This is a genomic window from Corynebacterium amycolatum SK46 (assembly GCF_000173655.1).
In the GTDB taxonomy this organism is placed as follows: Bacteria; Actinomycetota; Actinomycetes; order Mycobacteriales; family Mycobacteriaceae; genus Corynebacterium; species Corynebacterium amycolatum_A.
On sequence record NZ_ABZU01000009.1, the window covers coordinates 95,980 to 109,730 of the forward strand.

A 13,751-nucleotide genomic window follows, 5' to 3' on the forward strand; every position below is an offset into this window, starting at 1 on the left:
CTCACCTTAATGGGGTGAGGGGCGCTAGCGCGGTAACAACACGCTGCCGTTTTCTATCGACGGCTGGCAGACCGTGAATTAACGCTGGTAGAGAGCCTCAATGTCACGCGAGTAGTTGTCCATGACAATGTTGCGCTTGACCTTCATGGTCGGGGTCAGCTCACCGCTTTCCTCGGTGAAGTCACTGTCCAGAATATGGAACTTCTTAATAGCCTCTGCGTGAGAAACCAGCTCGTTAGCGGAGTTGACGGCGTCCTGAATCTCGGCGCGCAAAACTGCGCTGGAGGCAGCGAGTTCACGGATCGAGGTGTGCTCGGGGACGGAGTGCTCAATCTTCCACTTCTCCAGTGCCTCCTCATCGAGAGTGACCAACACGGAGACGAACGGACGACCATCGCCGATGACGACAGCCTGGGACACCAGCGGGTGCGCACGCATGCGGTCTTCCATCGGGCCCGGCGCGACATTCTTACCACCGGCGGTGACAATCAGGTCCTTCTTGCGGCCGGTGATCTTCAGGTGGCCTTCTTCGGTCAGCTCACCGAGGTCACCGGTCTTAAACCATTCGCCGTCGATGAAGGCTTCCTTGGTTGCCTCTTCGTTCTTCCAGTAGCGGTCGAACACAACCGGACCACGGAGCAGAACTTCGCCGTCATCAGCGATAGCGGCGGAACAGCCACCGACCGGACGGCCAACGGTACCAATGATTTGCTCGCTCGGGTTGTTCACGGTGATGGCAGCCGTGGACTCGGTCAGACCGTAGCCTTCGTAGACAGGCACACCGAGACCACGGAAGAAGTGCCCGAGGTCAGAGGACAGAGCCGAACCACCGGAAATGGTGTACTGCACGGCCTCACCCATAGCCGCGCGAATCTTCGAGAACAGCAGGCGATCGTAGAGCTCGCGACGCAGCTTCAAGACACGCGACGGACCTGCCGGAGTATCCAGCGCCTTGGAGTACTCGATGGCGGTGGCCTCAGCACGCTCGAACATGGCCTGCCCGAATGCGCCCTTCTCCTTAGCGGAGGCGTAGGCGGAGTCACGAACCTTCTCGAACACGCGCGGCACACCGAGAATCATGTGCGGACGGGAACGCTGGAACTCCAGGGTGACGGTCTTGGTATCTGCCCAGTGAGATTGGGTAGCACCGGAAATCATCGAAGCCAGGGACACTGCGTGAGCCAACACGTGCGCCAACGGCAGGAAGGTCAGAATGCGGTTACCAGGACGGGCAATCAGGCCAATCTCGTTGGTGAGGATGGCGCGAGCCTCCGCCAGCCAGTTGCTATGCAGGAGCACGCAGCCCTTCGGACGGCCGGTGGTACCGGAGGTGTAAATCACGGTTGCCAGGTCGTCGGCCTTGGTGTCCTTGATGCGACGCTCGACCTCGTCGCCGTCAATGTCACGGCCTTCGTAGCTAATGGTGTCAGTAGCGGAAGCGTTAATCTCCAGTACACGACGCAGCTGGGACTCGCCCTCCGGGTTCTCAGTGCCCTTTTCGACCAGCAGAGGCTTCATGCGGTCGGTGTGCTCACGCGACTCAGTAAATGCGAAAACAGCACCGGAGTTTTCAATAATCCAACGAATCTGGCCAGACGAAGAAGAGCCGTAAATCGGGACAACAGCAGCGCCTGCCATCCAGATAGCGGTATTGATTAGGTTCCACTCGTAGCGAGTCTCACTGAGCAGCGCTACGCGGTCGCCCGGCTGCACACCGTTGGCAATTAGCCCCTTAGCGACACCCTTTGCCTCGTCATAAAACTCCTGAGCGGTGACATTTACCCACTCAAAGTTCTTGGGGCGGGTGAAAAGCACCAGCTTCGGGCGCTTCTGCACCAGCTCCTGCAGCGAGGTAATAATCGTTTCGTCCTCGCCGATGACGTATTTCGCCTCGGTAGTATATTCACGCATCGAGTTACAAACCCCTACTTTCGGTAGTTCTGTCCGTCGTTGGTTTCGTTAGGAATCAACTTAGAACATCAAACCCTACGCCGTTGTGATTTCAGTAAATATTTCGATAACGAAGTGATTTGTCTTACTGCTGGCAAAGTTTTTCGAAACTGGCATGATGGAAAGAGTGACACAGGCAGCTTCCAATCCTCCCCTTTCCTCTCCACTCGCCGACCTCGCTAAAGATGTCGGAGTTGGGGTTTCCTACTACTCCACCGAGGGCCAACTCGTGCACGTCTCTCGTGAGACAGTGCTAAAAACTCTCGCTGCTCTCGACATCGATTTGGGCCCAGATCCCAGCGATGCCGAAATCAACGACGCCCGTCGTGAGTGGGCAGACACGCAGTGGTCTCGCCTTCTCCCGCCCGTGGTAGTTACCCGCCAGGGCACCTTTCACCGAGTTCTGGTTCACGTCCCTCACGGCAGCAATGTCAGCGTGACTGTGAAACTGGAGGACGGCGCAGAATGGCCCTGCGCTCAGGTGCACCACTTGGTACCGCCACGCCAGGTCGGCGATGTGTTGATGGGAGAAGCCGCCTTCGCAATTCCAGAGGATCTGCCACTTGGTTGGCACCGCTTGCGCGCAGTCAACGACGACAACGTCGCTGAGTGCGATGTGGCCGTAACCCCCAACCGTCTCGCCACTGCCGACAGGTACGTGCAGAATCCTGCGCATGGTGTCATGGCACAGCTGTACTCGGTACGCTCCAGCCGCAGCTGGGGTATCGGCGATTTCGCTACCCTCGGCGACTTGGCACAGGTCAGCGCTCAGCACGCGGGCTCTGATTTCGTCCTCATCAATCCGTTGCACGCCGCAGAGCCGCTGCCTCCGGTAGAAGACTCGCCGTATCTGCCCACCACGCGCCGCTATGTCAATCCGCTGTATGCGCGCCCAGAGCTTATCGACGAGTTCGGGTACCTGGACAAGGACGAGGCCGATGAAGCCCGCGCGTTAGCGGACTCTTTCCACCAGCTCAATCACAGCCCTGATGAGATTGACCGCAACCCCATCTACGCTGCAAAGCTCAGGGTATTGCGGGCAATTCACAAGATCCCCCTGTCCAGCGCACGACAGGCGGAATTTGACCGTTGGCTCGAGGCCGAGGGGCGTGGCATTTATGACTACGCGTCGTGGTGCACCGAGCGCGAGCTCGCGGATCGAACTGCTGCCCGCGATGCTGCACGCGCTGCCACATCCGATTCTGGTGCCGTAGCCGAAAACGGTATCGAGTTGATCCCTCCGTTGGGCAACCATGCCAGTGTCGAATCACTGCGGGAGGAGATCTTCCAGTTCCACCTCTGGGTGCAGTGGATTCTCGATCAGCAGCTCGGTCAGGCGCAAGAAGCCGCCCTGGATGCGGGTATGCGCATCGGCATCATGGCCGACCTTGCCGTCGGCGTGCACCCTGGCGGTGCGGATGCCGAGAACCTCGCGGAATGGCTCGCTCCCGCTATCTCTGTTGGCGCACCGCCAGACGGTTTTAACCAGCGCGGTCAAGACTGGTCGCAGCCGCCGTGGAACCCGCACAAACTAGCCGAGGCCGGATACCGCCCCTGGCGCGACATGCTGCGCACAATCCTTCGCCACGCAGGTGGCATTCGTGTCGACCACGTGCTGGGCATGTTCCGCCTCTGGGTCATGCCGCGGATGGAGTCCCCCGTCAATGGCACCTACCTGTACTTCGACCACGAGGCAATGGTCGGCATTCTCGCACTTGAGGCCGAGCTCGCTGGGGCCGTCGTCGTAGGCGAAGACCTGGGCACTTTCGAGCCGTGGGTGCAGGACTACCTGGCCTCACGGGGCATCATGGGCACCTCGATTGCGTGGTTTGAATCCGAGGGCGACCAGCCGAAACCACCGAGCGCTTACCGCAGCCTGTGCCTGTCCTCCATCACTACGCACGATTTGCCGCCGACGGCAGGCTACCTCGCAGGCGAGCACATCAAGCTGCGGAAACGCCTGGGGCTATTGCTTTCCGACGTCGCGGAGGAAGACCGCCGGGACTTCGAGTGGATTCGAAAGGTATTGGGCGCGGCCAAGGAAGCCGGCTGCTTTGGTGACACGGCTGCCGCGAACATGGATGTTCAGTCCCTTACCCGCGATAATCTGCCACCAATTGACGCACTGGTCACGGGTCTGCACCGCTTCCTCGACCAGACGCCATCCGCGCTGAAGTGTGAGGCCCTGGTGGACATGGTCGGCGATCGTCGTACCCAGAATCAGCCGGGCACGACCCACGACCAGTACCCGAACTGGTGCATTCCGCTAACCGATGCCGAGGGCAAGGCCGTGCTTGTCGAGGACCTGCCTCGCTTTTCCGGATTCAAGCGTTAATTAGTTCGTGAGCGCCTAATCCCTCATTTTGCTGTTCACCGATTTTTCAGGCTATGTGCCTGGCACTAAAACCAAGGCTAAAACTGGAAATCGGTGACTGCACCAGCGATGAGGATGAGAAGAAGCAAAACGATTAGGGCAAGTAGGACCTTCGAGTGCCTCGACCGATGCATGCTAACTCAGCTCCCTACTGCGAGATTTTTGCGAACTACCCAACTCTAGCCTGTTGGGCAAATTTCCTAATACTTTAAGACATACCTTAGGGCAGCGATAGCGATCCAACGCTTAAAGGGGGCTTGTCCCAGCTCAATTCTTCGGGCCTCCCGGTGAGCTATCCGCAGGCCACTACCTCATCGGCTAGCTCTCGCTGCCCGCTCCTCGAAGCTCCTGCGAACGCTCCCGCCGGCGCACCGACCTCTGCCACAGACGACCGCTGACAACATCGATTGCACCAACGAGAACGAAAGCAACAAACCCTCCGACTACCAGCAGAACCACGCATAGCACGCTGACCTGCGCAAGCAGTGGCAATTGAATCAGCCACTGCCCTACTCTGTCGAATGCTTCTGCCATGAGTGTCAACCTACCCTGCCGGTGACCGGATTAACCAGTGAGCGGCGGTCGCGGGGATCGTCGTAAAGCGTGAAGCTAGGCATCAGTGCCCGACAGTCCGCGGCGTTCGAGGAGCGGCTGGATGTCCTTGTCGCGACCCCGGAAGGCACGGTAGGCGGCCATAAAGTCGATGGCACCACCACGGGAGAGAATCTCCTCGCGGAAGTGGCTGCCGCCGCTGATTGTGGCGCCGCCGTTGTCGGTGAACCAACCGAAACCGTCCGCATCGAGCACCTCTGCCCACAGGTAGGAGTAATAGCCCGCCGAGTAACCGCCGGCGAAGATGTGGTTGAAGTAGCGGGAGCGGTAACGCGGAGCCAGGTGGGGAACGTCGAGGCCGAGTTCAGCGAGTGCTTCCGCTTCGAAAGCGTCAACATCGGTGACCTGAGCTGCTTCCTCCTCAGTGAGGCTGTGCCAGGCAAGATCGATGGCGCAAGCCGCGAGGTATTCAACTGTGGCGAATCCCTCACCAGCGGTGCGGGCCTTCTTCACCGACTCGACTAGCTCGGCCGGGATCGGCTCACCGGTACGAACGTGGACGGCGTAATTGGCCAAAATGGATGGCTCAAGCGCCCAGTTCTCGTTGATCTGAGAGGGGAATTCCACGAAGTCGCGCGGGACGTTAGTGCCCGAGAAGGTCGGGTACGTGACGTCGGAAAGCAGACCGTGGAGGGCGTGCCCGAACTCGTGGAAGGCGGTGGTGACCTCGTCGAGCGTCAGTAGCACCGGGGTTCCCGGCTCGGTTTCGGCGATGTTCATCACGTTGACCACGACTGGCAGACGTCCCAGCAGACGGGACTGATCCCTAAACGAGCTCATCCACGCTCCACCGCGCTTGGTCGGGCGTGAGAAGTAGTCCGTAATAATCAGGCCGATGGTCTCGCCTCCGCCCTGGCGTACCTCCCACACGGTCGTGCCCGGCGCGTATCCCTGCAGGTCCTCGCGCTTGATTACCTCGATGCCGTAGAGCTTGCGGGCAGCGTAGAACACGCCGTCTTCGATGACGCGGTGCAGCTCAAAGTAGTTCTTGAGTTCCTCCGTGTCGACTGCGAATTCTTCCGCTTTACGACGGCGCTCCCAGTATGGCCAGTCAGCGCCAGTGACCGTCTCATCGCCAGCCAGATCAGCGACCCGCTTGTACTCGCCTTCAGCATTGGCAATGGCAGCTGGCGCCAGGTCTGCAATGAGCTTCCGAGCAGCCTCTGCGGTGGTTGCCGTCTCCTTGGCAATGACGTAATCCGCATGCGTGTTGTAGCCGAGCAGCTTGGCGCGGCGGGCACGCAGGCGTGCCATTTCCAGCACAATGTTGGAGTTGTCGAACTTGCCGGAGGCAGCACCCGCGCGCCCCAGCGAGGCTTCGTAGAGCTTGGCGCGAGTAGCAGGATTATCCAGGTCAGCCAGCTGTGCCGGAGTTGACGGTAGGTCCAGCGGAATCAGCCACGGCGCATCGGTGTCTGCCTTTTTCGCGTAGGCGGCGAAGGACGCAATGGCGTCGTCGGAAAGCCCGGCGAGTTCCTCGCGGTCGTAGATTTCCACGGCGCGCGCAACGGTGTCCTTCAGCAGGTTTTCGCCGAAGGCGGTGGAAAGCTCAGAGAGGCGGGAATTGATGCGGCTGAGCTCGGCTTTGTCCTCGTCGCTGAGGTCCGCACCAGCGCGCTGGAAGTCTTCGCGGACCTTCTTCAGCAGCAGCTTCGCCTCGTCCGGGTTGGCGGCATCGTCAACGCTGTCAATGGCATTGATGCGCTGCCACAGGTCACTGCGCATGCGAATCTGATCCAGGTGTGCTGTGAGCTGCGGGGCAATCTCGGCTTCAATTTCCATGCGGACATCGGTGGCGTCCGTACCGGCAACGTTGAAGAAATAAGCAGCGACGCGGTCCAGATCCTGGCCGGCTTTCTCCATCGCCTCGATGGTGTTAACAAAGGTCGGTGCCTCCGGCGACGTGGCGATGGTGTCAATCTCGCGCGCATGGCTGCGCATTGCTTCGCTAAAGGCCTCGCGAACGTGACTGTCATCGATTGCCGCAAAATCTGGCAATTCGCAGAACAATTCCGACGGTGTCAACAGTGGATTTCGTGCATCATTGGTCATAGTGAATTCAACTGTAGCGTGCTCGAAAATCCAGAGTGCGCCTACCGTCTGAAACAGACTCCCCGCCCTTCTGGCAGGACCAACCGTGACGAGGAGGCGTTTTCCGCCATGACAGAGACGACTATTTCCGCTCCCTGCGGGCAACTGACCGGCCGTATTCACGATGGCGCAATACAAGTTTTCAATATTGATTACGCAGATGCTGCTCCGTTCGCCGCGTCGGCACCGGTGGCAGACGGCCCACAGTCGGGCACTCGACGCTGTGAACCCGAGCGCGAGTTAGTTCTCACCGTCACCGCACCGGCTGGGCCCGCGGACGCTTCCTATCCCGTATTGCTGTGGATCCACGGTGGTAGCTACGAGTTTGGGCATCCCTCCGAACCCTGGACGGACGCGACGGCCTTCGCACAGGCGGGCATCGTCACCGTTTCGCTTGGATACCGCAAGAGCCTCGAGGGCTTCTGGCGCGACAGTGAAACAGAGACTTACCGGGCCATTGATGACCTGTATCTGGGGCTGCAGTGGGCTCGTCGTAACGCGCCTGCCTTCGGCGGCGATATCGACAACATCACTATCTCGGGGCAATCGGCGGGTGCGGCGCTGGCGCTCTCCCTCGCAGCCGACGAACGCACGCGCGGCCAGATCCAACGCACCATTGCCATGTCGCCCGCCTTCTCACTGCTGTCAGGCTCGCGCCTCCGCCGCACGTTGGCGGGCATCGGTGTGGGACGTGCTCCGTCCACCGAGGTCTTTTCGCGTGCCGATGAACGCAAGGTCGCTCGGGCCCAGAAACTGGTGTCGGCATCCTCGCCTTCGGATCCGGCAATTGGGCCTCGCTTTGACAGCTTTGCTCCCACACTGCCCACAATGGTGACTGCCACCAGTGAGGAGTTCTTCTCAGAACCGCCGGTTGTGGCGATGGACAAGTTGCCCATGCGGGAGTGGATGGCTCGGCGCTACGCCAAGGGGCATCGCGGCCACGGCGAGTACCCCACCAACGCCTATGCCGAGCGTCCGATGGGAAATGTCATTTCTGACTCAGCGATTCGCTCTTACGCTGTTAAAGTCGCCGAACGGTCCGTGGCGGCCGGGCTGGATGTGTGGGCGGCACAGTTCGAACCGGGAGAAGGGTTGGGCTATGCACCTGCTGGCCGCACCAGTGGTGCTCCGCATTGCATCGACATTGCACGCTTCTTCGGTATGAAAGAGCCCAACCATCCATTCCACCAAGTGGCGGTCGAGTTCATCCGCGAAGGCACCTCACACATGCCCCGCTACAACGATGACCGCAAGGTGACTACCTTTGCCGGCGCTGACGCCCAGGCAGTCGAGGGCATCGCCATCGATGCGTGGGCGGCTCCGCGCCAGCTCTTTGGCGCATAAGACATAAGGCGGGTGAGGCTTCGACTTAGGCCGCGCTGGTTAGCGCTGTGCTGTTGTGCTCAACAACTGAGCCCAGCAACTTAGGCCGGCAGAGTCTGCATGTACCGATAAATCTCTACGCAGACCAAAATGGTGATCAGCGTGATGAGTACGGCTATGAGTTTCCTGCGATCCATAGCCACCGTTCTTACCGAAGCACCAGGCCAGACGCAAGCTTTACCCTCTGTGTTTAACTGTCAACTATGGAGCCTCTTGATTTATTAGTCCCCGAGAATTCCGCGCTACAGCCAGTCGACCCCGCGCTGGCTAAGGTGAAGCGAATCGCGCACGCCGCTCCTCTGCTAGTTATCACGATTGCCGCCGTCGTCACCGCTGTGATGTGGACTCCGTGGATGTGGTTGGGTGTCCTCGCCTGCGTGCTCTACTTCGCATATATCTACTGGCTCATCGGCCGCCGAGTTCGCGCCCACCGATACCTCGAAGGGGACAATGACTTCATTGTTGCGTCCGGACGCTGGTGGCGCTCGGTCACTGTCGTCCCTTACGGACGAATCCAGTTCATCGACATCGATGAAGGACCGCTGCTTCGACTGTTCGGGCTGGCGACGCTGAAGCTCAACACGGCATCGGCAAGCTCGGATGCTGCAGTCCACGGTTTGCCACGTGAAGAAGCTCTCGCCCTGCGCGCCCGTCTATCTCAGCGCGCCCATGACCGAATGGCAGGTCTCTAAATGAGGCATAGAGTTCATCCACTATCTCCGCTGCTCAAGAGCTTCGCCACAATCGCTGCGGTGACTGCATTCGCAGTTGCAAATCAGTGGCAACTGGCCGTTGCTGTCGTGACTCAGCTCTACGACTGGGCATGGCTCGGTCTGCTTATCGGTACCGGCGCGGTCGCCATAATTATTGGCCTGATTGCATTTTTCTCGTGGCTATCCTGGCGATATACGTTCTACGAACTCACCGACGATGAGGTTCGCTACGGCTCCGGATGGCTACTGCGTTCTCGACGCGCGGCTCGGCTCGACCGCGTGCAGGCGGTGGATATCAACCAACCATTGTTGGCGCGCATTTTCGGGCTCGCCGAAATCGTTATTGAAACAGCCGGCGGCTCCGATTCGCACTTCACAATCAAATACCTCACTCCCCCGCAATGCGAACAGTTCCGCGCTGACGTGTTGGGCGAGGTAGAAAAGCTGGACACCGAGCTGGCACATTCGCTTTACGACGGCGACAGCCCCGCCGCTGCTCAAGACTCCAACACCCACATGTCCTCCCACATGTCCGACGCGAAGACCATCTTTGGCCCGGTCGATGTCGGACGGTTGGCCGCATCCGTGGCCATTGGGCCCGGTCTTTTCGTCGGCCTAGCTCTATTCCTCCTCGCCGTTGTCTCTGCGCTGTTCACCGACCTCATCGTGGAAATCCTCAGCGGCGTAACCATCACTACTCTGATTGTGATTGGCAGTTTCGCTGTCGGCCTTTTCGGGGTACTAAATCAGTCGTGGGATTTCACGCTGAAGGTGTCGTCGGAAAGCAGACGCCTGGCGATTACCGCCGGACTGTTGTCGACGCGCGCTCAAACCATTCCCATAGATCGCATTCATGGCTTCAAAGTGGTGCAGCCACTGTGGTGGCGCCCGTGGAAATGGTCCCGTGCCGATGTCTCGGTGGCGGGCTATGGCCTGGACAGCACGCAGTCGAACAACACACTGGTGCCAGTGGCGCCGACGGCGGAGGCGGATTCAATTGTCGACTTTCTAATGACTGAGATTTCGGGACCAGCCTCTGCCGATGACCTGTTGGGCTCCTGGCAGACTCCACGTGCAGCTCGGTGGCTCAGCCCAATTGACTGGAAATCCAAAAGGTGCAGGCCACGCGGCGGGGTCTTTTAGTGACAAAGGGCCGGTTCTGGCATACGCGGTTCATGGTCCCCTGGCAGCGCATCCAGGGGCATACACTAACCATTTCTCCGCTGAAGAAAGCGGCGGGAGTGGCGAACGTGCGGATTGACATGGTGCCAGGAACCGTCACACCGGTGGCAACGGAGTTGAAGTTGGATGATGCGTACCATCTTGCAGACATCATCGAAGAACATAAAGTTGTGTAGATAGCTTTTTAGCTTGCCAGCGGTTGTTTGAACGTGTGTTAAGGATTCCCCAAATGGCTAGATCTAACATCACAATTTATGACGTAGCGGCGCGCGCAGGTGTCTCCAAGTCCACTGTTTCGCGCGTGCTGCAAAACGACGATCGCGTGTCAGACCGAGCTCGCGAGGCAGTAGAAACCGCTATTCAAGAACTAAGCTACGTTCCGGCTGCTTCAGCACGTGGCCTTCGGTCCGGAGAAAATACGAGCGTCGGACTCCTGATCCGAAATATCTATACGCCCATCTACGCCCAACTGAACTACCATCTACAAAACCAATTTCTGCGACTTGGAAGGCACATTATTCAGGAATCCGTCGTTGGCCCGTATCGGGAATTTAACGAGGAACGACTTCTACAAAACCTGGTTTCTTTGAGGGTCAAAGGCATCATTGTCGCTTCCGGCACAATTCCCTCGGAAGCTGTGGCCAACTATGCGAAACGACTGCCGATTATGGTAGTTGGTCGCCCTGAGCCCAATGAAACTCTGCACAATGTCGCTTACGCCCAAGAGTCGCATGGCCAAATGATGGCCGAACATCTCTATTCCATGGGGCACCGAGAAATTGTCATCGAAACCGTGGAAATGGAGTATTCGATGGGTAGCTGGGCTAGGAACGATGCACTTATTCGGCATGCTGAGAAACTGGGAATGACTACGCATCCAGTTGATGTGACACATGAGCCTGATTACTCTGACATCCTCAATCGTGTCATCAGGGGAAGCGACTCTACTGCCGTTGTCGCGCTGCATGACAAACGTGCCTTGCAGTTGTGGCGCTTACTCCGTGCCGAAGGCATTCGAGTACCAGAGGACTTGTCCATCATGGGTTCTGACGGAGTATTGCCCGGTGGCGACTTGCTGGGTTTGGTGTCCCTGCGCCAGCCAGTGGAAAAAATAGCTGAAGTAGCAGCCTCAAACATGAATGATTTAATCGATGGTCGCGCACCTGCCACCCCGCCCATTAGAGAGTCTGTTCGTGGTTGGATTACTAAGGGAACAACAGTAGCCCGAATCGAGCTTTAGCTTTCCGGACCTACATCTTTCGTGTTGGAGGGAAAGACACCATGGAATCAAAGATGCTAAAAATCGGGCGTTCGAGTCGAATTGGCCCCAGTGCCTGAATTTCCTCCAAAAATGGCTTTAACATCTCATCCTGATTGACCTGAGTTCCCTGCTCTTCCGGCGTTAGCCGGTACGCAAACGTGATGTGGTAACGGACATCGTCGTGATTGGCTCGGCGGAATCCTGTCTTCTCTGCAATAGTGTCCCGAAACTCCGCAAGTGCTTCAGTGAGTTCAGCTGTCGCTGGGACCACGGTAAGCGAGAGGTTTTCATCCCAACGCGCGAAGTCCGTCGCCTCTACTACCAGTGGTACATCTGGAAAAACAAGTTCCGATACGGCATCAGTGGCGCGGTCAAGACCTTCACGCAGGTTGATTCCCGTCTTCTCAAAGTCATATTGAGTCTGGCCAGAAAACACAGTCATGTGCAAACTAGTCAGCGGATGAATGCTCCACTCACCTGCCTGGTAATCAGACTTAATTGAGTCCAGGACTTTGACTGCAGCGTCCATAAATGGGGCACCCATCGGAACGTTCGCAACGACTGTCCAACCGATGTAGCGATTGGGCTCACTCGCCGTCAGCCACTTACGCCGAGCATTTCGATCCTCCTGAATCGGGGGCTGCCCTAGCTCGTGTCGCAACTGATCGCTGAATTCGCGTAGTGGGCTTTCGATGCGAGTGCCTGCGTTATTCATTTGAATTGAGAGTCCCTTTCTATTTTTCAGTAACAGCTGCCCGCGTTTCATAACGCTCGATTGCGAGCTCAGCTGCTTCATTAACCTTGGAGAATGCTTCCTGTGGTGCGGTTCCCTTCGCAACAGACTGTACGGCTGTATCAACTTCGCTACGAATCTGGCTCATCGCGCCGATGTGGCAGCCCGCTGTAACTGTTGTAGCTGGAGTCTCTACCAGATTTTTCACCAATGCCATTTGCTGAGAAGGCAGACCCGAAGTGTGTTCTGCTGCGGACTTGGTTGCCGGAATATAACCAGATTCTGGGAGAACTCGCTCTTGCCAGCCATCCGATGCAACAAACTTGGCGAATTCAGCCGCCGCATCAATCTCTTCTTGGGATTTGTTGTTCTTAAGGATCCACAGGGAGTTTCCGCCAGGCACTGCTCCGGCCTTCTCACTGGCACGCGGGAGCGGCCGAATAGTAAATGGAATGCCAGTTTCCTGGACGGACGTTACATTGCCCGAGGAGTTGAACTGCATCGCCACATTTCCCGAAGTGAGCAACGCTGCGCCATCAGAGCCGCTATCACCGACATCCACAATTGAACCCTTTTCATAGCCTTGCTGAAGACGGTCCCACAGCGCATAGAACTCATCATTGAGGAATCCGAGTCCATCAGCTCGCTCGCCTTCTACGCCGTTGCCGGGTGTGCAGTACGTCTGATTGAGGCCAGCCACGAACTCCTCGTTAAACCAAGCTGACGTAGCGAAGACCAGTCCCGGAGTGCCAGTGACCTCGTAAATCTTGTCGGCCGCATCGAGGTAGTCGTCGAATGTGACGAGCGTGGTCGGATCAACTCCGGCCTTCTTCAGAATATCGGTGTTGATATAGGCAGCCGGCTGGGAAACAAACATCGGCATCGACCACAATTCGTCGTCCATGACGTAGTAATTGCTCACTGCCGGCAGGAGGTTATTCCTAATTTCGGCTCCCTGTTCACCCAGTGCCTCCTGCATCGGCAACGTGATACCAGAGTCTTTCATGTATGCAGTCTGAACGTCGGATGCCTGCATCAATGTTGGAACATTACCGGTCTGAATAGTCGCAGCTAGCTTTGCAAAATTATCTTCATAGCTGCCTTGGTAGACTGCATTGACTTCAATCTTTCCTTGTTGTTCTTCGTTGAATTGCTCAACCAACTTGTCTAGAAGATTGCCAGCATCACCAGACTGCGCATGCCATAAATCAACGACGATCTCTCCGTCAGCATTCCTCTTCAATCCTCCGTCATCCGCGGCAGAGCACGAGGCCGTTGTAAGAGCACCGACGGTAATCATGGTTAAAGCTGCCAGTGTTTTCTTATATGAAATCTTCATGGTTTGTTGCACTACCCTTCTTATTTCACCGCACCGGCTGTAAGACCTCGAGAGAGGAATTTCTGGCTGATAGTAACCAGAATCAACATCGGAATTGAGGCGAGCAGCAATCC

At 57.7% G+C, this 13,751-nt stretch carries 11 protein-coding genes; 6 read left to right on the top strand and 5 right to left on the bottom strand.

The window, feature by feature from the left end:
* Positions 1-78: 78 nt before the first annotated feature.
* Positions 79-1,911, bottom strand: coding sequence for an AMP-dependent synthetase/ligase (locus tag CORAM0001_RS07235; RefSeq protein ID WP_005511088.1), 1,833 nt, complete (start codon positions 1,909-1,911; stop codon positions 79-81).
* Positions 1,912-2,065: 154 nt separating this feature from the next.
* Here CORAM0001_RS07235 and malQ point away from each other — a divergent pair, with 154 nt between their 5' ends.
* Complete coding sequence (gene malQ / locus CORAM0001_RS07240) at positions 2,066-4,285, top strand: 4-alpha-glucanotransferase (RefSeq protein ID WP_005511054.1); 2,220 nt, start codon at positions 2,066-2,068, stop codon at positions 4,283-4,285.
* A gap of 357 nt (positions 4,286-4,642) precedes the next feature.
* Here the strand turns inward: malQ and CORAM0001_RS07245 are convergent, their stop codons facing one another.
* Together CORAM0001_RS07245 and CORAM0001_RS07250 are read right to left on the bottom strand one after the other, a co-directional pair.
* Positions 4,643-4,858 (bottom strand): hypothetical protein, encoded by a 216-nt coding sequence (locus tag CORAM0001_RS07245; protein ID WP_005511099.1) that lies wholly within the window; start codon positions 4,856-4,858, stop codon positions 4,643-4,645.
* A 75-nt stretch (positions 4,859-4,933) separates the two neighbouring features.
* A complete protein-coding gene (locus tag CORAM0001_RS07250; protein WP_005511036.1) occupies positions 4,934-6,988 on the bottom strand; it encodes a M3 family metallopeptidase in 2,055 nt (684 codons plus the stop codon).
* 108 nt (positions 6,989-7,096) lie between these two features.
* Between CORAM0001_RS07250 and CORAM0001_RS07255 the strand changes: the two genes are divergently transcribed.
* The 5 genes from CORAM0001_RS07255 (at position 7,097) to CORAM0001_RS07275 (ending at position 11,545) form a co-directional block, all read left to right on the top strand.
* Positions 7,097-8,371, top strand: coding sequence for a carboxylesterase family protein (locus tag CORAM0001_RS07255; protein WP_005511066.1), 1,275 nt, complete (start codon positions 7,097-7,099; stop codon positions 8,369-8,371).
* A gap of 242 nt (positions 8,372-8,613) precedes the next feature.
* The gene (locus CORAM0001_RS07260) at positions 8,614-9,102 is read left to right on the top strand and encodes a PH domain-containing protein (RefSeq protein ID WP_005510980.1); all 489 of its coding nucleotides are present in this window, start codon (positions 8,614-8,616) and stop codon (positions 9,100-9,102) included.
* Positions 9,103-9,162: 60 nt separating this feature from the next.
* Positions 9,163-10,266, top strand: coding sequence for a PH domain-containing protein (locus CORAM0001_RS07265; RefSeq protein ID WP_167317513.1), 1,104 nt, complete (start codon positions 9,163-9,165; stop codon positions 10,264-10,266).
* A gap of 32 nt (positions 10,267-10,298) precedes the next feature.
* Positions 10,299-10,481, top strand: coding sequence for a hypothetical protein (locus tag CORAM0001_RS11695; RefSeq protein ID WP_005510984.1), 183 nt, complete (start codon positions 10,299-10,301; stop codon positions 10,479-10,481).
* Between the two features lie 53 nt (positions 10,482-10,534).
* Positions 10,535-11,545, top strand: a complete 1,011-nt coding sequence (locus tag CORAM0001_RS07275; RefSeq protein WP_005511025.1) for a LacI family DNA-binding transcriptional regulator — start codon at positions 10,535-10,537, stop codon at positions 11,543-11,545.
* 10 nt (positions 11,546-11,555) lie between these two features.
* On the opposite strand, the gene CORAM0001_RS07280 is transcribed toward CORAM0001_RS07275, so the two are convergent.
* The gene (locus CORAM0001_RS07280; RefSeq protein WP_040361518.1) at positions 11,556-12,281 is read right to left on the bottom strand and encodes a DUF1868 domain-containing protein; all 726 of its coding nucleotides are present in this window, start codon (positions 12,279-12,281) and stop codon (positions 11,556-11,558) included.
* Positions 12,282-12,300: 19 nt separating this feature from the next.
* Entirely contained in the window at positions 12,301-13,638 is a 1,338-nt protein-coding gene (locus CORAM0001_RS07285) for an extracellular solute-binding protein (protein ID WP_050773624.1), read from the bottom strand.
* Between the last annotated feature and the right edge of the window lie 113 nt (positions 13,639-13,751).